At 46.6% G+C, this 22,210-nt stretch carries 16 protein-coding genes and 1 pseudogene; 6 read left to right on the top strand and 11 right to left on the bottom strand.

All coding sequences use genetic code 11. From position 1 onward, the window contains the following. A partial coding sequence (locus ACN0YN_RS28340; RefSeq protein WP_417388260.1) for a metal-dependent transcriptional regulator occupies positions 1–616 on the bottom strand: 616 nt, incomplete at its 3' end. 666 nt (positions 617–1,282) lie between these two features. On the opposite strand from ACN0YN_RS28340, the gene ACN0YN_RS28335 reads away from it, so the two are divergent. From ACN0YN_RS28335 to ACN0YN_RS28310, 6 genes and pseudogenes are all read left to right on the top strand, one after another. Continuing rightward, the gene (locus tag ACN0YN_RS28335) at positions 1,283–2,209 is read left to right on the top strand and encodes a transporter (RefSeq protein ID WP_278469996.1); all 927 of its coding nucleotides are present in this window, start codon (positions 1,283–1,285) and stop codon (positions 2,207–2,209) included. Positions 2,210–2,614: 405 nt separating this feature from the next. Next, a pseudogene (locus ACN0YN_RS28330) lies at positions 2,615–2,825 on the top strand (IS1380 family transposase); the annotation flags it as partial. Between the two features lie 222 nt (positions 2,826–3,047). After that, entirely contained in the window at positions 3,048–3,587 is a 540-nt protein-coding gene (locus ACN0YN_RS28325; RefSeq protein ID WP_228030370.1) for a hypothetical protein, read from the top strand. An 8-nt stretch (positions 3,588–3,595) separates the two neighbouring features. Then, positions 3,596–5,548 (top strand): hypothetical protein, encoded by a 1,953-nt coding sequence (locus ACN0YN_RS28320; protein WP_278447328.1) that lies wholly within the window; start codon positions 3,596–3,598, stop codon positions 5,546–5,548. A 17-nt stretch (positions 5,549–5,565) separates the two neighbouring features. After that, complete coding sequence (locus ACN0YN_RS28315; protein ID WP_278447326.1) at positions 5,566–7,512, top strand: hypothetical protein; 1,947 nt, start codon at positions 5,566–5,568, stop codon at positions 7,510–7,512. A 402-nt stretch (positions 7,513–7,914) separates the two neighbouring features. Next, positions 7,915–8,295, top strand: coding sequence for a hypothetical protein (locus ACN0YN_RS28310; RefSeq protein WP_155366732.1), 381 nt, complete (start codon positions 7,915–7,917; stop codon positions 8,293–8,295). Positions 8,296–8,304: 9 nt separating this feature from the next. Here ACN0YN_RS28310 and ACN0YN_RS28305 read toward each other — a convergent pair whose 3' ends face one another. The 10 genes from ACN0YN_RS28305 to ACN0YN_RS28260 all read right to left on the bottom strand — a co-directional run bounded on the left by ACN0YN_RS28305 (position 8,305) and on the right by ACN0YN_RS28260 (position 22,208). Continuing rightward, complete coding sequence (locus ACN0YN_RS28305) at positions 8,305–8,676, bottom strand: hypothetical protein (protein WP_155366733.1); 372 nt, start codon at positions 8,674–8,676, stop codon at positions 8,305–8,307. 576 nt (positions 8,677–9,252) lie between these two features. Next, positions 9,253–9,543, bottom strand: a complete 291-nt coding sequence (locus tag ACN0YN_RS28300; protein ID WP_278469998.1) for an HTH domain-containing protein — start codon at positions 9,541–9,543, stop codon at positions 9,253–9,255. 20 nt (positions 9,544–9,563) lie between these two features. Then, positions 9,564–10,244, bottom strand: coding sequence for a hypothetical protein (locus ACN0YN_RS28295; RefSeq protein ID WP_155366735.1), 681 nt, complete (start codon positions 10,242–10,244; stop codon positions 9,564–9,566). After that, the gene (locus ACN0YN_RS28290; RefSeq protein ID WP_155366736.1) at positions 10,241–13,381 is read right to left on the bottom strand and encodes an HsdM family class I SAM-dependent methyltransferase; all 3,141 of its coding nucleotides are present in this window, start codon (positions 13,379–13,381) and stop codon (positions 10,241–10,243) included. The genes ACN0YN_RS28295 and ACN0YN_RS28290 overlap by 4 nt, the downstream gene beginning before the upstream one ends. Before the next feature lie 855 nt (positions 13,382–14,236). Then, positions 14,237–14,584 (bottom strand): DUF3147 family protein, encoded by a 348-nt coding sequence (locus ACN0YN_RS28285; RefSeq protein ID WP_145187219.1) that lies wholly within the window; start codon positions 14,582–14,584, stop codon positions 14,237–14,239. A gap of 115 nt (positions 14,585–14,699) precedes the next feature. Continuing rightward, positions 14,700–15,200, bottom strand: coding sequence for a hypothetical protein (locus ACN0YN_RS28280; RefSeq protein ID WP_145187216.1), 501 nt, complete (start codon positions 15,198–15,200; stop codon positions 14,700–14,702). Between the two features lie 46 nt (positions 15,201–15,246). After that, the gene (locus ACN0YN_RS28275) at positions 15,247–18,672 is read right to left on the bottom strand and encodes an efflux RND transporter permease subunit (protein ID WP_417388259.1); all 3,426 of its coding nucleotides are present in this window, start codon (positions 18,670–18,672) and stop codon (positions 15,247–15,249) included. Between the two features lie 9 nt (positions 18,673–18,681). Then, on the bottom strand, positions 18,682–20,124 hold the full coding sequence (locus ACN0YN_RS28270) for an efflux RND transporter periplasmic adaptor subunit (RefSeq protein ID WP_232106612.1): 1,443 nt from the start codon (positions 20,122–20,124) through the stop codon (positions 18,682–18,684). Further along, a complete protein-coding gene (locus ACN0YN_RS28265) occupies positions 20,121–21,479 on the bottom strand; it encodes a TolC family protein (RefSeq protein WP_417388258.1) in 1,359 nt (452 codons plus the stop codon). The genes ACN0YN_RS28270 and ACN0YN_RS28265 overlap by 4 nt, the downstream gene beginning before the upstream one ends. A 291-nt stretch (positions 21,480–21,770) precedes the next feature. Further along, a complete protein-coding gene (locus ACN0YN_RS28260) occupies positions 21,771–22,208 on the bottom strand; it encodes a hypothetical protein (protein WP_278470003.1) in 438 nt (145 codons plus the stop codon). Positions 22,209–22,210: the final 2 nt, after the last annotated feature.

Genomic DNA, 22,210 nt, shown 5'->3' with positions numbered 1-22,210 from the left:
GCCCCTGAAAAGTATCCAACGTGATCACACTGACCTCGGATGAAATATGATGGATCAGAATTTCAGAGTCGACGAGAACACCAATTTCTGAGAGATATCTCAGCGAATCTGCAGCCTGCAAATCGATCCGGACAACCTTGAGTGACTTGCCAACAGGAGCATCTGTCAATCGCAGAACCTGGTGCTCAGGCATCGATCCATCCTTTTGTGGAATGGGAGCATCACCTGGGTCATATTCAGGATGATTCAAAAAGTCATCGATATAATCAATCAGTCTGTCAGAAGCACAAGGCTCCAGTTGGAAGGCGTCTTTCTCCAGTGTTTTCCAGGTGACTCCCAACGACTGGCAAAAGAAGAATTCGAGAAGTCGACGCCGACGGACCGTACGGAGAACCTGTCTTCGACCGCACTCTGTCAGGATGGCCCCTTCATATGAGATTAAGTCGATCAACCCTTTTTGGGCCAGATCCTTCAGTACGCTACTGACTGTTCCGTTGGTAACTCCAATCGCTTTAGCAATCTTTCCGGTCGTGGCACGAGAATCATCTCCAAAAGTAGCGATACTTTCGATTGCCCAGAGATAGTCTTCAGGACGCGTCCGACGAAGATCACTCATTGTGCTCCCAATCTTAATGCAGGTACAAATATTCTTTGCAATTCAACCTCGGTTTTTTAATTACGCCAGAGATTTGTGAGATTGCAGTCTGCGATGACTGTTTAACTGGCGATCTGTCAATAAGATACTTTTCTTAGGCAACGTCTTCTGATAACCAGATGCTGTGCTCAGGATTTCGATGCGCTGTCTACCGGCCTAACAGATAGTTGCGCGTACTGAATGCACCACGCACAATTGTAGCATGCGCTACATCAAACCCCGACAAATGTAGCTTATGCTACAATTTGTGTCAAGCATAGAGAATCATCGCTCTCTGTATCCCCCGAATTGGCTGTCAGACCGGAAGTCGTGATGGAGAATTGCTTAAAAAGGTCGGTTTCAACCGGCAATTTTAATCAACAATCTTCACCGAAAGTCCGTGTGTCTGACATTTCCTCATTAGTCTCATAGTTTTGGAATACAAAAACCAGGGTTTTGGAATATCAAAACCGATTTACCCGTCGATCCTTATGACAATTAGTGATCACGAAAGTATCAACAGAATTTGTATCCCCCCCAAAATCAGCAAAAACTCTAGAAAGACTCAAATCGATGATACTCCGAATACTTAACAGTTACTGCCCATATCAAGTTTTGGTGGTCTGTGCGGTTCTGGCAGGAGAGCATTTGTACCAGCCTCCCCAGGCAATTGCCGATCTTCCGTTTGAAAATCCGACTCCCGCCTGGCACGAAAATATTACTCCAGTTTCAGATCAGGAGTCTGGTTTGCGCCCGCTTGAACCTGCCTCGATCTGTTCTGACAATGAATGCCAGCCCAGAGGCACCCTATTTCAATGGAGTTATGGAACCAGTTTTTCAGGAGGCCCCGATCTTGACGAACCTCTAGTCACTGACCGACCCGATTTCACTGAAGCGAGTTCAACTGTGGGCCGGGGAGTGGTTCAGCTCGAACTGGGATACACCTACATCTATGATGACGATGGTACTGCTTCTTCAAAATCTCATTCTTTGCCCGAACCTCTTCTGCGTTATGGTATCCTGGCAGACTGGCTGGAATTCCGACTTGGCTGGAACTATTCCAGCGATCAACTTGCTCAACTAAATGATATTTCCGGTAGTGAAGATCTTTACCTTGGCTTCAAAATTGGACTGACGCCACAAGAAGGAATTCTACCTGAAATGGCGGTCATCCCGCAGATGACTGTTCCCACAGGTTCAGATCAATTTACAGCGGGAGAAGTACTGCCCGGCTTAAACTGGATTTACAGTTGGGAAATCAACGACTTCATTTCGACGGGAGGCAGCACCCAGTTCAACCGCGCCATCGACGAAGTCACCACGAATGCCTTTACCGAATGGGCTCAATCATGGACAGTCAGTTACACTTTGACTGAAAAAGTAGGTGCATATACCGAGTGGTTTGCGTTTTTCCCTCAAAGTGCTGAGACTGCAAAACCTGAGTATTACTTTAATGGCGGATTTACCTATCTGATCAACAATAATGTGCAATGGGATATCCGGGCAGGCGTGGGGCTGAATGAAGCAGCTGACGACTACTTCGTTGGCACGGGGATCTCAATACGGTTTCTATAAGATTTCATCTGCTCATCACATTGTGATCGGCGCACAACTCACATCTAGAACAGTTCGAAAACTTGATCGTCCCTAAACGGTCGATAGTAGAAACAGGACTTCCCCAGTAATAGTGGTCGAGTTTTGACGCTTATGAATTAATCCACTTAGCATCAGATTGAGTTGTTCACATACTCCAATCTGCACTTTCATGAAATAGAATGCCAGTGAACGCACACGAATAGTGGTCAGTTCACGCATTCGCAGCTCGGCCCGTTCTCAAGAACACTCTGGTAACGGTGACTGGGCCGCGAGAAGCCGAGCATCTGGCAGGCACGCCGCTCACTGACTTCGTATTAAACCTGAAGTTCCTGCACCAGAGTTCGACGACGAGCGGGCCTCACAGTTTTTTTTGAGAACGTCCTAGAGGGTACCTGCCTGGAACATCTCGAACTGCGACGAACCGACGGCGTACCTTGATGCACTGGGAGCTCAGCGTAATCCTGATCCGACATCAGCGGGTGACTTCTGTCGACGGTTCAGCGAAGCTCACATTCAGAAACTGATGGACGCTCTTCATGAGCCACGTTTGAAAGTCTGGCAGCAGCAGCCCGACAGTTTCTTAGACCTGGCGATCAGCCTGCTAGCTTGACCATGGCACGTCCGAACACTACTCTATAGGATCACCTACTCGGACAGCGTACCAAAACTATAGATGCAAGCTCGATTAACCAAACGCAGTTGACTAGAGGAGTTTTTCATCGAAACACGATCGTATTATCTCGATGCAATTCGCCTGCTATTCATATTTGTTGCAGGTGGCGAACCACCTACAGGAGCAAATTCGGAAGGGGCTTCTTTGGTTTTTGCTGGGAATACACGCCTTTGTGCTTTTGATTTCTGGATGCGGTACCCTGACTATCTTGCTGACGAACTACTTGAGCGATTTGACCAGACCGGTGATAAAGCTTATCTCACTTTAGCTGAGAAAATATTTTCGAGTGAAGAACCCGATCTTCGCCGATTTCCGATGATTCGTTGGCGTTTCGGAGCCTACGAACGAATGGATGATGCTTTGTCAATTCTGCTTTCGCGTGGTCTCATACGAATCGGTGGTCGTAAATTAGTTGATACCGTACTTGAGACAGACTTCTTTGTTATGCCGAAAGCGATCCAAACCACCACGGATATCATATCCGAATATCCAACGCTTCAGTGGTATATTGATCGTGCTAATCTGGTCGCGGATATCGCAAATGGTCGTGGTGGTGCAGCACTCAAGAAGCGGCAATACCAGCGTATTGAATATGCGGACACTGCGCTGGGTGAAATAATTCCGTCAATCACAAACGATGTCCTCAATCGACTCGAAGAAAAGTTGAATCGAGTTGCAACTTAAGGCAAACGATGAATCAAAAAAACGTAAACCGTGATTGGGTCACATCGATTGCAGAACGTGCTGACGCGAACCCAGATAGTGTTGAGCAAATTCTTGCTGATTATCGAATTCAAGCTTCGCCTGTTGTACCAGCTCCTCGACGACTTCTGCTAAAACGTATTCATTTTTCTGGGATTAAAGATGGCGTCGATTGCTCAGGCGAATTCGAATTTGAGTGGGACAAACTCGATCATGGGCTATGGGCAATCCTGACCGACTCTAACCTGAAAGGGAAATCATCTGTCTTAGAGGTTGTGCGATGGTTACTTCGCGGACGACCAACCGCCAACCTACAGGATGACGTTCGTTCTTGGATTCGAGAATCATCGCTTAGCTTTCAACTAGATGAAGTCGATTACAAAGTTGAGATTCAGTGTGGAGACGATGTCACGGGCAAGCTGAGTCGTTTTTCAAGATCTGGAAACAAACGGAAGATAGGATGGTTTGGGAACGAGCTTGAATTTGAGGCGGTGATGTCGGACTTTTTCATGCGCGAGTTCTCAATGGATTTGGTCGCAGTTTATCGAAAGTCGGGCGATGTTGACGGAAGGACTGTACTCCATGGTTGGCATGCTCTTTCTGGAGTAATGTTTATTGGAACCGACTACACAACTCTTGTTGGTGATCTAGCTCCTAACACTGGTTTACCGATTCGCCTAACACAGATGTATCTCGGGATTCCCTGGATTTCGACTTTGGCATCCGCGAAAGCTGCTGTGGCAGAACAAAAACGGAAACTAGCTGCAAAGTCCAAGCTTGAGCAAGACGCCAATGAATTAAGAGACAAAAGATTAAAACAACTCCATGGATTGCTGGAAACAAAGCAGGACGAGTTAACAAAACTTCCATCCATGGAGATTGTCGAAGATCGATTCAAGAATATCGGAATTGAATTGTCTAAATTTAAGGAAGATGAAATCCTTCTTAGCAATCAGATTCGTCAAGCCAAGAAATCAGTTACTGCTGTCGAAGCTATCTATCTTGAAGATCGACGTACATTACAGACTCACCTCGAATACAACGCAGCTGACGCAGTTTTTAGAGCTCTTGATCCAACTTGCTGTCCACGTTGCGAAAAGAGCATCTCCGAGTCTCGCAAGAAGACCGAAAAGGAAACCAATGAATGCGCAGTCTGCGGAAAGCAAGTTCATTCCAATGTCAATGCGGCAGAGTTGCAACATAGTTTAGAGCAGCAAACAAAAGCGTCAAAGCAGGCTCAGACAAAAGCACGTAGAGTATTGAAGAATCTTCTGAAAAATCAGTCGGAATTGACTCAGGCTATTGAAGCCAAACAAAAGCAAATTACTACCACTGCTAATAAAATTTCAAAGCTCGGGCAACGGAGTAATGTCCTGACTGAAATCGCCGTCTTGAAAGCAAGGATAGAAGAAGCCAGTTCAACTGATCTAAATCAAGTGTACGAGACTGATGAACTAAAAATTTTGAATGCGGTGGTTAAAGAAACCAATGAACGAGTAAAGGAATTGCAAAACGATGTCTTCCAAAGTGTATCTGAGGGTATTGTTACCTATGCACAACGCTTTGGTATGAGTGCGCTAACCTCAGCAAGTCTGAAGGGTAATATGGTATTAAAATTGACAAAGGGGGGGGAAGAGACCAGTTACAGCAAAGTGACAGAAGGTGAGAAATTACGTCTGAAAGTTGCCACAGTCTTAGCAATGATAAGTGTTGGTGAAAAGAAAGGAGTTGGACGCTACCCGGGGCTCCTTATGATCGACTCCCCAGGAGCACAGGAGGTTGCATCGAAGGACTTAGAACAGTTGATTTCAGGTTTAGAGGACCTATCGAACGAGCTTGAGCATATACAAGTGATTGTTGCGTCAATTTCATCTGATGCGATATTGAATCACGTTGATGAATCAAGGCTAAAGCAATCTCATGCAGATAATCCGCTCTGGTAGGAAGTTTGTAGTGGCTCATGCACAACCTCGAAAAGAAGCTTGTTGATTTTCTGGAAGCGGGCACGAATCCTTCATTGGCAATGATTGGGGGAATAGATGTGTTGAATAACGTAATTCCAGAAATCGGAGTTTCTCCACTATTGCCTGAATTCGTTCGTATCGTCATTAATTCAGACGAAAGTATCGAATCTGAAGATGGATGGCGTTTCATTTGCGGAACTCTATCTATCTGTAAGAACGGTATTGCAATGAGGGAATGCGTTGACCTTTTGGATCAATTTATCTCGCTTGATTCCAAAGCGGATGACCAAATCCTTGAATCCTATCTTAATATTGCGATTGATAAAACCAATGAGTCATTGGCACGAGCAGCAACCTTGGACGGTGCATTACGTATAGCTATAGTGTTACCCGAAAAACGATTTGATTTGATTCGCGTACTAATTAGAATTGATGTTCGTGATTCACCAGATTTTTTACGTTGGGCAGCGAAAATTATTGGAGTTGCTCATTCACATTGGCATGTCGATGAACTCGTGAATAAACTTCATGAACTTCGCGATGTAGCTGACGCAAAAGACGAAGTGTATTTTGAGCTAGGCATGTCCTGTCTTTCTAAGGCACTTACGTCGATTGAATCAAACGCTGTTGCTGCTGAACTTCAGGACGCTCGATTTTGGTTCAACAAATCTCTCGCAAGCCCGTTAGGTCGACCAGATTCAACTCTTTTTTTACTATGCACGGAAGTTCTAACTGAATTTTCCGTGGGAGAGCTGAATGGATCAGTGGAGTCGCTTGCTAATCAAATTGACAATTCTGTCCGTGATCTGATTATCTCACATCGGTCTAAATTTGATCCACCATGGCTACGTGCACGGACCTTCGAGGTCCTTTTGTGGGAACAGCTATCACAAGCCCTTCGCGGATTAGAGAACGAATTGCTTGAACCATCTTGGTATGAGCCAGCTGTCGTTATCGAACAATTTTTGTTGCCGATTTATAGTGCGAGTCGAACTATTCTAAAACTGAACCAGCTTGGTGGCATCGAATCGCTTGTCAGGCCGAGGATTGAAGGATCCTTGGCAGCAGTGGCAGGTCAAGCTCATCTGATGCGCAAATGGTTTTGCCAAAATCAATTCAGCGAAATCGCAAATGACGCGAAACATCTTTTAGAACAAGCTGATAAACTTGTATCGAAATATTCCGATGATCAGATACTCTTTGGTAAACAGAGTAATGGCCTCATTGAATCTCTGATTACTAATTCAAATCTCACTGCAAATCACAAGTCATTGATTATTAATGCAATCTACGATGCTTTCGAGGTTCATATGACTAATCTGACGAACGCTGAAACAATGGTAATTGAAACATGCCTGTTAGCTGTTGCGTCACAGTCTGACTATCATAAATCGAAAGATTCAAAACAACTATTCAATGCTATACTGCTTTGGACCATCACTTTTTTACACGCTCGCCTTGAAATGACTGTGAGGGATGAACCGGCTATCGCTTACCTTTTCAAACGAGCGGATGGAAATCTTGCCAAGGAAGATGATCTCCAGAGTGATTATAAAAAATTCATGGAGTCTAATGTTGCTGGCACGAAGATTGAAGTGATGAACGTTGGCGGGGGACGAGCAGATGTTTATTTCCAGTTTTCGGCAGAAAGAATTGTTGTCGAAGTCAAACGAGATTCAAAAGATTGTTCTTTCGATGCACTTGAAAAAGCATATTCATCCCAAGCCATGGATTATCAGAACATTAGCGCACGGCTGGGATTCTTGCTTGTTCTGGATCAAACCGATAGGGATGGAGCAGCAATGCACATTTCAGAGCTTGTGAAGTCGGTTGAGCTTATTCGCAAAGGAGAGACTCAGCCTAGGTTCCTCGTAATTATAAAGGTGCCTGGAGAACGTCTGCGTCCGAGCGAACAGACAAAACTTGCAAAAAAGAAAGGGTGACTTTAGGATTTTAGACAGTGCAGTATTCTTCATGGGTTTTGAGCGAACTTTTGTAACTTGAGATTGCTCTGCTGCAGTAGATTCGGATCGTTTTTTTTCTGCATTATTTGTGAGGATATGACGATCTCCTTGTGTTGACGTAGAGAGTAACATGTCAAATTGGTTCAGAATCGGATAGGGAACCAGATTCATCAGGATCTGCCTCAATCAAGTAGGATCACTTAGAATAATATCTGGAATCGGCGTTTCAATCTGGGTGATCAGACTCACTCTTTTTTCACTGGTAGGAGATCAGAACACGATCAGTTCAATGATGGTTTCTCGAAAAAACGATATGCGTAAAGCCCTATAACTTCATATTTCTAGTCTGGTATAATTATTATTTTTGGGGTGAGAAGTGTAATGGAGAATGGTGAAAATGATGATTGGGATAATTTAGAAGCAGATTTTTGTGAAAATAATGATTCCCAAGATGAGTATGAAGCTAAGATTCAAGAGTTAATTAATCAAGGGAAAGAATCTGGCGAATCAGAAGAAGATTCCGTATACAGTGGATTTTTATTCTCGTTACGTGCTCGAGTTAAATTAAAAGATCATGGTCTTTCAGTTGAAGATGCGATGTTGGTTCTTACGCAGGACAATGCAAACGTGAAACAAGGCAGCTTGGTTTATTCCGGAAAATGCGACAAAGGCTATGCTGAAATAGTTGTCAGCTCTTTTTTAACTGAGAAAGAACAAAATACGGGAGCTAATTATAAGGTGGTTACAGGCTACCTTAAATAAGATTATACGCTACGTCTCAACGCGTAAGTGGAGTGATAAATCAGGAGCTTCGCATCGTCGCAGTTCGAGATGTTCCAGGCAGGTGCCTCCAGTGAACAGGTTGAAGGCGATGTTGAGCACATGGTCGGCTTCGGAATACGGCATGTGAAACATAAAGATCGGACAGCAACGATTGATGCTCTCCATAATGCCCAACTGCCGAACCAACCGTTGCGCGACGCCAATTCCCCCACACGCAATGACCTGAGTCTTTTCCGCCAGTTCATATTTCACGTTCGGACACGTCAGCATCGGCGACTGCCCGTTCCAGTTGGCTTTATCGGTCCGTTTCTTCGTGCTACGCTTCCGTGCATCGAGTCGTCGTTGTATATTTTTCTTCACCTGAAAACCTCCCCGTGAGCCGATGTTTCTTGAACTACAATCAAATATACACCGGAATGCTACGGAGGTTTTCATCTTTCAACCAATTTGTCGACACCAGCTACGCTGGTTTAAGGACTAGGCAAGCAATGTTCCCAGCAGAATTGTGCCATTACAGCCGATGCCATGCCAAGCAACGCGAAATGGAAGCATTGTGTTTTCCAGTCTTTTCCTATCAAGTCTGGTCAATCAGGTTCGCCTTGATGTTTCTCGTGAACCTGAACATCAATTGTTGAATCATCACTGCGAACCTCGTAGTAACGCTCCAGCTTATGATAAACATTCACCATCTGATGTCCTGTTGAGAAGCTGTTCGGCTAAAGGTAATTCTCATTGCCCCAAATTATTTCCTCAATGATGCTGCTCTCATATTCGCTGAACGCGCCAGAGGCGATTGCAGGACAAACAGGGCTGCTTCGATCTGGTGGGGGGGTAAGTCAACGGTGGCGTCGAAGAGGGACCTCGACAGACGATCGCCCCCGGCGGTGGTACGCCGGGTCAGATTGTGGGCGAATTATTTGACGTGGAAGTTGATGATCATGGCTGCTCCAGCCGGTCGATTGAGGAGTCAGTAGAATCCCCTTCCGATATAATCGTGTAACGCCAGCCTCTTGCCCCTCTGATTGCCTGTATGTTGTACCCTCGTTCCCGAAGTGCCTCGACGCTGCGGGAAATGGTAGGAACGGAAACGCCCAATTTCTCTGCTAGTGCGGGCGTTGAATAACTTCCACTACGTATCAACTCCAGCACGGCATCAAGCCGCTGCTCGATCTCCATTGATCGCTGGTAACGCATTCTTACTCCACTATCGCCACTCGTGTCACTCATTGGCATGCACTCAATTATCACTACTGGTCTGCGATACCCTTGCATCCTGCGACATGATGTTGACATTCCAGAAATAAGTGATGAACGCGAATTTTTTCACCATTATTCTTCTTCCGTGCATGATGCGTCTCCTTGGCAAAGGAATCGGTGACGCGGATAGTCGAATCAAGAAACCCGCTACCTTCCAGCATCCCAAGCTCGCTTGTCCTAGAGAGAATATTCTTTTCAACATTGCCCATTGCATTGCTGACATCTCCGTCGAGAACATAACCAAGCATCGCAGCGTGACGTACACACTTCGCGTATTTCCCATCGACAAAGCGCTGCAGACCGTCCTTAACATACTCGCTGGCACACGATCGTTTCTTGCCGGAGACGATGGCGTTCAATCGCTTGGCTTCAAGGCACATGTAAATGTCTTGTTCCTGAAGTGACGGATAAAACACAATGTCCTTTCGCCCGGATTCCTTTGCGAGTTCCAGATCAAACTCAAGGTCTTCCCGAGAAATCAGGAACGGAAAGTGGTTTCTTTGCTTTGATTTGAGCATCTGAGTGTATAGCTGATCGGAAACAACATCCTCCAGTTCGCCAGGCTCTGGAACTGGAACCTGCTCCCACGAGTTAATGACGTAGTCAAATACCTGCGGAATGAGACTTTGCTCAAAGAAATCGTCCCAATGTTCGGCACCTCCGGTAATCATGCATTCCTCCGCGTCGGCCGCATGAGGATCGTAGCCGCAATTTCGTCTGCGTCATTGATCGCCGCGGTATTTGTCCAGAATCGCTGGCCAAGCGGCTTTGTGATGTAGAGCAAGTTACGGTCAAACACTTTCAGCCCACGTACCAATTCAAATGTCCCATGGCTTCGTGTAGAGGTATGCTGGAGGCTGTCCAACACATGCAGTAAATCATTACCGACTTCTGCAAGCCCAGTTGGCTCTTGCCCGCTCTTGGTCTTTTCGAGAACGACCATACCAACACCGACGGAAGAATCGGCTATGGTTTTGGCGTGAACCTGAAGGCCTTGCTTGGCCCATCCATTCAGTCGTTTGCAGAGCAGTGTGGCATAAGATTTACGCATTGCATGCTTACTGGAAAGGTTCGTTGGGATGTATACCCTTGCTCGCGAAGGCTGGATGCTAGTTAGAACATAGGCTGACGTGTCTTCAATGAGCATTCTCTCGAAGTTATCGACATCAAAATAGGCATAAACCAAGTCATCAACCTGACTCTGAACGTCGTCCGCAAGTCTCTGGCGGTCTACAAGAGGCCGTTTGGCTCGCTCAATAGCCTGATCAAAGAGCTTCGCTGACTTTTGCACAATGCTCCTGGCTTGCTTAGGTTGATCGCATTGGTCCGGGAATGGAAACGGCAATCGTAAAAGATCTTGATCGTGAACTTCTGGACGTGTGACACCCCAGTTTGCTGATGTGTGAAACAGGAAATAATGGGCCAGCGGACTCCTAAGGACGAATGAAAGAAATACTAGAAGATCGCGATCTACCTTGGGGCCATAAATACCACGCACCGAACTTCGAAACGATACAGAAAAATCTGTAAAAGCGCAGCGCGAAAATCCTCGTGTGATTAGCACATGGGGCCCATGAAATACTAAAAGGCTCTCTGCCGTGCGTCCGCGGCGAGCATTTACCCGATTGGATGGAAGCTCATTGCAGTCGTCTTCAAGAAGCAACGTGTTTAGGTTGTCACAATCCGCCTGGACAAACAGCTTTGATGGCAGCTCAATGGTTTTAGCATCCTCTTGAGAATCGCCGGGACCAAGAGGTTGGAATCCCTGCGCAATGATCCAAGGTTTGTTTTTGGGCTCTTTTTCTTTGGTTTGCCGAACGTTGTCCCGAAGCCGAGGATATATGGATAATCGCTCGATCAATTGGCGATCCCTGGGAGTTGTCCAGAAGTGCCCTTTCCAGATTTGTGGTGCATCATCACTTTTCAGATCATTAAGCACCTGACGCACGGTTAATTGAGATCTATCCTGCGTAGGGATTCTCAATATTTCAGCTTGTGTAATTGCCCAATCGGTCTTGGGTGTCCAGTAATCGATGACGTGCGTGCCGTCAACGGGTTGTTCCTTTCGGAATTTCACAACCAGACTTCCCGCCTTAGCATCTGCAAAGAGAAACATTCGGAAGTCAGTCAAATTGACTACCCGATCAACTGAGTGAGTGCGGAAGAATAACTGTTGAAAGCGAACAGCGGTATCATTGTGGTTGAATAGCATGCCATGAGGCATGACAAAGCATATCTTGCCATCATCCTCAAGATGGTCTGGTGCTTTCCAGATAAATGCAATCGCCATCTGACGATCGGGGTGCGGAAGTTTTCTTTCGATGCACCATTGTGCAGATGGAGCGTTTCGAACCTTGGAACTCCCCCAAGGAGGATTGCCAACAATTATATCAACCTTATAAGGTAGTGCTGCATTTTCCGTGAAGAAATCTGCGCAATAAATTGTTCCAGCCGCCTCGTGGCCAGCCTCTATTTCACCTGGAGTTGAAACCAGATAGGGGAGACGTTCCCACTTTCCTAACAGCTTTTGGATATCGGGAGGCGCAAGCTGGTCGAGAAAGGCGAGATATAGGCTGAAGGCGGAAATCTGGCAGGCACTACGATTGCTATCGATGCCGTAAAGGTTGTTGCGAAGAATGCCCATTAGCTCACGGGCACGTCTGTCATAACGTGCCCGGGGATTCTGAAATTTCCATTCTTCAGCAAGACGATTGAACAGCCCGACAAGAAAAATGCCTGAACCACAAGCCGGATCAAGGAATCGTTTGCCCAGAAGCGACGTTTCGCCTTCCAGCGTCAGATCCAGGACAAATTCTGCAAGGAATCTGGGAGTGTAAAATGCACCGGCTGCCTTCTTCTGCTCTTCCCCGGCAGCTTTCAGGAAGTGCTCGTAAATTGCGCTGATGGTCTCAATCGGAATGAACCCAAAATCGTAGGGCCAAAAAGACTGCTGGCCAGTGCGTATATCAGTACCATGGAAAAATCGATCCAGAATCTCAAGGTGATTCACCTTGACTTGTCGGCTCTCCGCCTCCAAGTCTGCACTAAACAGGTCGCCGTTGAAGTCTTCTCCAAGTTGGGTAAAGAGCAAATAGAGATCATTCTTGGCATCTGTCCTGGGTTTCTTTGCCAAGATGTCTCTTAAATGCTGCGCATCATCAATCCCAAGCGACGTGAGGTAGTCACTGTCGATGACGCCTCGATCGAAGAGGTAGCAGGTAAAAACCAGTCGACATAGCAGGGCATTAAGAGTCAGGGGTTCAAGCCGCGCTGCAGGGACTTCACCTAGTGCCTGGCGGGTTGCTTGGAGATTGCGGAGCAATTCCCGATCAACCCTCTTACCAGGGTCAAAGGAATGTCGATGGGTATGAAAATATTCACCCGACTCGACGGACAGCAGAAAGGATCGTAGCCGATTTTGTAGGCGGGGAAGGATTTCGACTAGCCCAGGAAACGGATGAGTATCAACCTGAGAGCTTTCTGGCGGTATAAGACCGGAAAACACCTGGACTTCGTCTGGAGCAATGACAACGAGGATCGGAGCAATACCTTGGTTCCAGAACGATCGATGAAGGTCGAGAATCTGGACCGGATCGATTTTCTTGACCAGTCGGAAGTAGATGACCGGACTGCGTTCCTGGCATAGAACACCATTGATATTAAGTTGCTCAAAAGCACGACGAAGTGCATGGGGCTGTGGTACTACACCCGCATCGTCGAGTTGCTCAATACTGGAAATAAAGTAAGGCGGCTCGCGATCATCGAGACCAAACAACTTCTTCCAGTCAGTTGAGGCAGTGGCGGCCACAAATTTGCCCTTTGTAGATTAGATCATTTGTAGAACCAGCTACTGCCAAATTCGCAGGCATTCCTTTCAAATCAGACACCGTAAACCATTTACTGGGAATGCTCTTGGTCACAAGCGACGACTTTTTCCACCAATTCTTACAGCACAATGTCTAGCAGTTAGTGATAGACTTGTCAAGGCTGATAACCTCAGCCTTGACTTGAACCTTGGCTATGTTATCGTCGCCATCGGAGTATTTCATCGCGGGGGGTTCGCAAGAACTGGCCCTCGACGAAATGCGACAATGGCAAAGGTAGCTAATGGGTGTCCCGAAAGTGAGTTCGTGCGGAATTTTACGTGTTAAAGCTTAGGTAGTGCGTCGTGGAGATTATTGCTATCGGGTCTCAATATGGTCCCATTCTTGATATCTGGGTTAGAGATGGGTAATTTATCTGCTTTCTGCCGGGCTGTGCCCATCATTATTCTAGGTACGCTCACTCAGTATACGTTCAGAAAATGTTCCCAGTGATGAGTCAGGTGAATTCGGTGGTTGGGTATCTTCATATGGTGACCTGCAACCTTCGGTTTCAAAAACCAATAGTTATCAATTCAACAAATTAGGTTGAATCAAACTTACTCGAAGACACAACCATATTTAATTCAATCCTTATTATAAAATACGCAACGTATTTATATTTAAGTATTTACAACCTTTAATGGATTCATAATTTTCTCTGTTGTTGCCAATCCTGTTGGGATTCATGGTTAATTGGAGTTAAACAAGATTCGTAAGCATATTTTGGGCAAATGGGTTTTTCTTAAACTTAACAGCTTTTGAAATTCAACCCCTAGATATCAATTGCTGCTCGGATCGCACTAAGTATGAATTCCCAGTTTCTTTAAACAGACAATCATGACCAGATAGAGACCAATCATAACCATGGTTGAAAATGCGAAACTGGTACCGAAGCCCATTCCTTTCTTAAGCAAAAAAGGCAGCATGAGAAAAAAAGATAATGAAGGCAGGACAAGCCAGAATACACTTTTTGAAAGTTCCGAAACCTTCTCTGTACTACCTGTGTCGATATATAACCAGATCATTCCAAGAAAAGAAACCAGTGGCAACGAAGCGAGAATTCCACCCCAAAGCGAGCTACGCTTGGATATCTCCGATACAGCAACTACTAACCCGGCAGTGAGCAGAATTTTGAGAACATAGTACATTATCTACTTTCATCGTATTTAGAGTATTTAAGCACTCGACTGTATCCAAAGGCCACCGCTGCCGTTTTACCGGCGGCGGCGACCTCAATGGAAACCATAATTATCACCAGACAGTTTATTCTTTGAACTCACCCTGAGAAGGTTTTCCATCGACTTCACCAAGAACCGTGCCCTCAAAGTCGGCAACATTACCGATGCCAGGATCTGTGCCGACGAATTTCGTCGCCTTCCCGTCGGTTTCATCCTGCGGTACCAGCTTCACTGTCATGGGGGGAACAACTTTTCCCTCTTCTGTCTTTGTCTCTTTTGTGGTTAGCGTCAGATTTTTTGCTGTAACCGCTACTGGTGTTTTCTCGTCGTTACCTATGAAAAGAATCATGCATTCATGCTTGGGATGATCCACTGTGAATTCGGCGTGATATTTTCCCAGATCAAACACCACCCCGCCATTTGGTCCTGAACCGTGTGGTGCATGTTCTTCGGTGCTGGTAGCTTCATTCTGTTTTTCGGCCTGTTGTGCAGTTTCCGTTTTCGGAGCATCGGTAGTGCCTTTGTCCGAGCAACCGGTGACGAGTAAAGCTGCCAACAGTAAGCCCAGCGATTTTGTGTACATCATTTCGTTTTCCTTTGCATGATAGAAATAGTTTACGTGTATTACATTCTTATACAGATCGCAGCAGTTCTTCATCAGAGCTTTTACTACGGACCAGTCGTTCGGCATCTTTCCCCGAGAATTTCCAGAATAAGCCGGGGTGAATAAAAAATTCGCAAAACGTTGAGGTTACCAAACCTCCTAAAATCACAGTGGCGACAGGGTATAAAATTTCTAACCCTGGTTTATTACCACCCACCACAAGAGGAATCAAAGCAATACCGGCGGTCAAGGCGGTCATCAGGACCGGAGCAAGCCTTTCCAAACTTCCCCGCAGCACCATGTTTTGACTAAACGCTTCCCCTTCTTCATCCATTAAATGAAAGTAGTGTGTCACTAACAGGATGCCGTTTCGCACAGAAATTCCCCCCAGAGATACGAATCCTACCATGCTAGCCACGGTAAGAGTCTGGTTGGTTAATACTAGTGCGAAGACACCACCAATAAAAGCAGTCGGAATGGCATTCAGGATCTGAAACGTGATCCGTGCTGACGGATAAAGCATCATGAGAACAATAAATATTCCAGCGACTGAAACTGCCGCCAGTATTGTAATCAGAAACGTAGCAGACCGTTGAGCTTCAAATTGTCCCCCAAACTCAACAAAGTAACCGGTTGGCAATGCGACCTGATCACGCACCCGTTCTTCAATTTCAGAGACTGCACTGGCGAGGTCACGTCCTGAGACATTACAACGGATTGTTTGACGGCGCCTGACGTTTTCTCGGTTGATCAAATTTGGTCCACTGGCTGAACCTGGGAAGTTGGCCACTTCTCGCAAACGTATTTGCCCCCGCCCATCGGGAAGATCAATACGTAGTTCACCCAGATTATAAGGATCTGAGCGATGCTCTTCGTTGAGTTTAATCACAAGGTCAAAACGTCTCTGACCATCTAAGACTTGCGATACTGCTTCGCCTTTCAACGCAGTCTGTACGAAGTCGGCTATGTATTCCCGACTCAGCCCAAAGAAAGCCAGCTCATCAGGTTTCAGGACTACATGTAACTCATCTACCCGTTCCTGTGGGTCGATAATGGGAGGTGTCACACCAGGTATATCAGTGATCGCATCGCGAACTTCTCCTGCCAACTCGCGCAGCTTGTCGAGGTCGTCTCCATACAGCTTAATCCCGACTTGGGCTTTCACTCCGGACAGCATATGGCTAATCAGGTGAGAAAGGGGTTGTTCCGCTTCAATCCCAACCCCTGGTACATTTGAGCGCAAATCAGAGAGTAGCGTATCCAGAAACTCGTCCCGACCATGGTCTGAGTCTGGGTTCATCGTCAAAATGTATTCACCCACGTTGACTGGCTGAGCATGTTCATCCAGCTCTGCTCGACCTGTCCTGCGAAAAAAGTGCAATACGGGACCATTCGGATTTTCTGCAGACTTCTGCAGTTTGACAAGTTGCGAATCAATCAGTGAGGATGCCTCGTTGGATGCTTTCAGCGACGATCCGCCAGGTAAAGATACATTGATTTGTACGCTTCCCTCATCAAATTTGGGAAGAAAGTCAGCTCCCAACTTTGACAATTCCCAGACACTGTAACCAACGAGTGCCCAGGTCAAAACCAATAGGATGCCTGCCCGCCGCATACTGAATCGAATCAGGAAACTCGCTCCCCATTTCAGCACTCGTAGTAACCGCCCATCCTGATGGGCATGAGTTGCCTTTGCTTGAGGCAGGAGGTAGTAAGAGAGTACCGGTGTGACAGTCAGTGAGACCAGTAAAGAAGCCAGAATTGAAACGATATAGGCAATTCCCAATGGGATAAACAAGCGACCTTCCACACCGGACAAAGCAAATAGAGGCATAAAGGCCAGGACAACGACTGCTGTCCCGAAGACGATGGCAGAGCGGATTTCTCGACTGGCTTCATACACGACCACAATGGCAGGTTTCGGATTGGGATTTAAATTGTTTTCTCCCAGGCGTCGAAAGATATTTTCCACATCCACAATGGCATCATCGACCAGTTCGCCAATGGCAACTGCAATTCCCCCCAGGGTCATTACGTTGATTGATAATTCTGTCCCAGACATGACCCCTACGATGCGAAATACCAGAGTTGTAATCACCAGCGACAATGGAATGGCTGTCAACGTGATGAATGTCGTGCGAAAATTCAGCAGAAACAAGAACAGCACGATCACGACAAGAATGGCTCCTATGACAAGCGCTTCTTCGACGTAGTAAATTCCTCGGTCAATAAAACTCTTGAGCTGAAACAGGCTGGTATTGATCACAATGTCGGCAGGTAGCGTTGATTCTGCATCACTCAAAGCAGTCATCACGTCGTCAGTCAGTTTTCTGGTGTCAGCATGTGGCTGTTTGACAATTGTAATAACCACACCGGCATGTCCATCAATACTGGCATCGCCCCGTTTGGGAGCCGGCCCTTCCACGATTTGTGCCACCTGATATAAAAGTACGGCACGGTCTCCATTCATTTTGACAGGGGCTTTTCGGAGCTCATCCAGGACGTCGCTTGTCAGAGCACCAAGACGACCAATCACCCTCACAGAACGCTCTGTCTGGCCTCCGATTATAAACCCGCCACTGGCATTCAGGTTATTTGACTGGACAGCGGCCTCAACATCCTGAAGTGATACGTTATATTCTTGCAACTTGATGGGATCAACCAGAACCTGATACTGCTTCTCATCACCGCCCATGACAATGACCTCAGCAATGCCAGTCAGCTTCAGTAGTCGCGGTCTGATTAACCAGTCCGCGGTCGTACGCAGATCCATTCGTTCTTCGAGAGGAGTCGGGAAAATAACGTCATAGGACCGTTTATTCCAGACAAATGCCACATCACGCCCAGGGTTTGTCTCATCCCATTTGGGATTCTCGACTTCAATTTTCTTCCACAAGCTGAGATCGTTTCGATTCACCGGATTCCAAACGGTCAGTTCAGGACTTGCTTCATTTCCTGTGCGTTCTGCCAGTAATCCCGTCTGCCCAACCGCAGTCAACTTTCCACCTTGTGGCCCCTTTCTGCGATGAATTCCAACATGCAGAATCTGCCCCATTATGGATGCCTGAGGTGTCATAATCGGACGGATGCCTGGTGGCATCGGTACATTTGCCAGACGCTCTGACACAATCTGTCGAGCGTACCGAGGTTCCGTCTTCCAACTGAACTCGATGTAAATGACATTCATGCCCTGACTGGATTGACTGCGGACATCTTCAACCCCGTTTGCCCCTAGGATCGCTGTTTCTATTGGATAAGTAACCAGCGTTTCGACTTCTTCAGAAGACATGCCAGGACACTCTGTTAGAATCACGACTCGAGGTCGATCAAGATCTGGGAACACATCAATAGGTAAGGTTGTCGTTAAATAACCCCCATAAGCCAGGACAACGACACAGGCGGCAAGCACCAGCGTTCGATGGGTCAGTGAGAGTCGGATGATTGAATTGAGCACGGTATTCCCCTAATTCCCTTCGTCTTCGTTCTTATGGAGACTGCCATCGGCGTGAATGTGGTAGCCTTCTGGTAAGTCGTCTCCTGATGAGGACTTCAACATACGGTTCAACTGTTCGGCAGAACTCTGTACTACAAACGAACCAGGCATGAGCGATCCATCATTCGCGATGACGGTATAGCGTCGGTCTCGTTCCAGTACTCGAACCGCCTTGCGTTGAAACGTATTGACGTTCTGGGTAAAAACAAATGCTTCAGCTCCGTCGCGGGCAACGGCATCCGTGGGAAGTACAAAGACGTTTTCGAGCTTTTCGACCCGGATCAAGATGCGGACTTTATGACCTGGACGAAACCGCCAGAGTATCTGGGTCATTCCATCTTGTTTCACAACTCTAGACTGATTTTCCAACGCCATACGAAACGCAAAGGTACGATTAATGGGATCTATGACATTTGCCAGATATTGAATCCAGAAAGTCTGATTAACGGGAGGCCAGTCTGCGATCGCGTTTTCCTGAAAGTCCACTTCAACTGGCCAACCGGCTTTGACACTTTGTTCAAGAAGTTGTGTTTCGTCTCGAAATGCCCGACCTTCTATTGCCAGCAACTGATGATTTGCCAGCAAACACAACATTTGACCGGTTCTGACTTGTTGGCCTAGATCTATTTTGCATTCCTGAACTTCAAAGGAGGGGGGGGAGTCCAGTTTTACTTCCTCACCTGTCGCCTGCAGCACGACAGAGGTCCCCAATGGTTTGGATTCGCTAGCTTGAGAGGGAACGAGAATATTCAGTTCTTTGACGAAATTACCTGCAGCCACTTCGTTCAACTGATTTTGTGTAAAACTTCGACTAAGCAGTTCCTGACGATACCCTTTGATTGCCACTTTCAGTCGCGTGATTTCACTAGCGACTTCAATGATCCGGGCACCGGGGACTGCTCCTCCTGAAGATTCCAGGCGTTTCTTTTTTGCTTCGGCGAGTTTGATGTCTTGCGTATCTTTAAACAGTTTCGACTGGGTCTGTTGCAAAGACTCGCTAAGGATGCGGATCGTATAGAGCACATCCCCAGGGTGGACTGTGTCGCCTGGAAAATAATTCATTTTGTCGACCACTCCATCTACAGGAGAAACGATCCCTCGATCACTGCGACCGGGTCGATCCACTACCATGCCCGGGACCTGTAGCGTTTTCCAATAGGTCTCAGGCTGTATTGATTTGACCTGCAAGCCCAAATTGGCAATCGCCTGGTCTGATAGAATAATCTGCTCGGAAGCTGCGTTTTTCTTATCGCTTGCTTTGGTTGAAGCAGTAGAAACGTTATCCGATCTGGCGGTTTTGTTTTGTTCTAAAAGCGGCAACCAATTGTCACGCGTGAAATAGCCGGTAGCAATCAATATCGCAACGATCCCGATTGCCAGAATGGGTTTCACTATTTGAAGAAGTTTCTTCATGATTGTTCCTTTTCAGGTAAGGGAGGGACAGGAGCTAAAGGCCACTGATCTTCCAACATCAGTCCTGCAATTTCGCTGGCAGCCAGCCACATCTCGCTCATGGAGCGAATCAATTCCAGATTGGCTTCAGCTACAGATCGTTGTGCTTCCAGTACACGTAGGTACTCAAACTGTCCTCCCTGGTATGCTACCATTGAAAGTTCATAAGTTCGTTGAGCCTTCGGCAAGATTGAAACCTGGTAACGTTCAGCCCGTTCCCGTGCGGAAGCATAAGCTGAATAAGCGATCGCAAGTTGATCCATCAGTTCATTCTGTACACGCTCCGTTTGGTTCATTGCCACATTGATATTTGTTTCGGCAGACAATATGTTTCCCTGATTTTTGTTCCAAAGCGGGAGAGGAACACTAAAACCGATGTCCCAGTCATCGGACCGGTTCTGGCTCTGGCGAGTGTATCCCGTACCCACAGTAATATTGGGGATTGGTTCCACCTTGGCTCGTTGCAAGATCAAGCGGGCATGCTCAACTCCAATTTGTGCTGATCTGATTTCAGGGTGGATACTGAGCACGTAAGTGCTGACCTGATCCAGATTATAATCCTCTAGAGCAAGATCGAGTTCACCTGAAAGATGCTTAATAGGCATGTCCTGAATACCAACACTGGCAGCCAGTTTTCGATACGCCCCTGGCAACGCCTTTCTCGTCGCATCCAGGTCTGCACGATAACGTTCCAAATCAACTTCGAGTTGTATGACATCCAGCTCGGCTGCTTCTTTAGCTTTAACCAGAGCTTTTGAATTATTGACCGATTGCTCTGCAAGCTTTACCAGGTTCGAAAGGATATCTGACCGTTTTTGAAGAGTTAAGGCTTCGAAGTACGCTTGCCGTACTTTCGTAAAGACCTGAAAGCGTTCCGTCATCAAGTTGAGCGAGGCCTGATCCACCCTTTTGAGTGCGGCTGCCTGATCCAAATCCAGTTTGTTGGCTGTGACAAATTCCTGGCCCGCATACGCCGTCCAAATCCCCCCTGGACCGGTCCGGTCACTGATCTCATTACCTGTCACGCTCACAGTCGGGTTCGGATACAATCCAGCCTGAATAGCCCGGCCTCGAGCTGTTTCGATTGCCCAGGATACCTCTGCCAGACGAGGATTACTATCAAGAGTCAGGTCAATCAACTCTGGAAGACCAAGCGTTTGTGTCTCCGTTGGTTTGCTGACCTGAGATGATGTGTCTGTGAGGTTGATTTGTACTAATTCATCGTTTGGGTTCTTCAAATCAGAGTTGATATGTCTGACCTGATGAATGGTTGCTTCCTGGGGAATTTCCCGTTCGGAAGTCGCGTCAGAAATCATTGCTTTACCAGTCGAATATGAGGAGCTGGCACAACTTTCCGTGAACAGACCAATCCCAAGCAGAACCGCAGTAAGTAACGGGCGCATAAAGACCTCCTTCGCATCATGCGAAGATTTGAAAAAATGAACAGAGAGATAGTCCGACCATAAACAAAGGGTCGAATCGACAGAATTCTCCGCAAATCATTCAGGATTTGTCCTGAGAAGAATCGCGAAATTAGTCAACGCCAAAAGCAGAGAGCAGGACGTACCAACCTAATTTTGTGATACTGTCTGCGAAGAGTTCTATGCTTATATTAAATAAGCATGGTGGCGGACAAAGAGCGGGGAACTAGAATCAGGGGGCGCGCAGTCAAATACCGATCGTTCGGTTTCTGTGAGTTGCGGAAATTCAAAAGATGAATTGCATCCGATGATGTCCCATTGAAACAGGACTTTGATTTCCGTCTTAAGAGTTGAACGCGTACCTGAGATCACATCAATACTATTAAGATAGATCGCAGAGGAATCGTGATCAGATGAACTAGTAAACTGTGGAAAGCCCTGATTTTCAGAGCTCTTATGGTGGTCATCCTGGTGGCTGTGTTTATCCGCCTCATAGTGATGAACGTGGCCGTGAGAGTCATCAATGGATGATTTATTCAGATGAATATGCGCGCGTAAACCATGCCCTGCAGGCAGGTTGCCTCCATGAGAGTGGCCGAAGGCAACTGACTGGGTCAGCAGCATCC

The organism is Gimesia sp. (assembly GCF_048260065.1).
GTDB lineage: Bacteria > Planctomycetota > Planctomycetia > Planctomycetales > Planctomycetaceae > Gimesia.
Note: the sequence above shows the minus strand (reverse complement) of the source record. Positions and strands in the feature narration are given on the sequence as shown.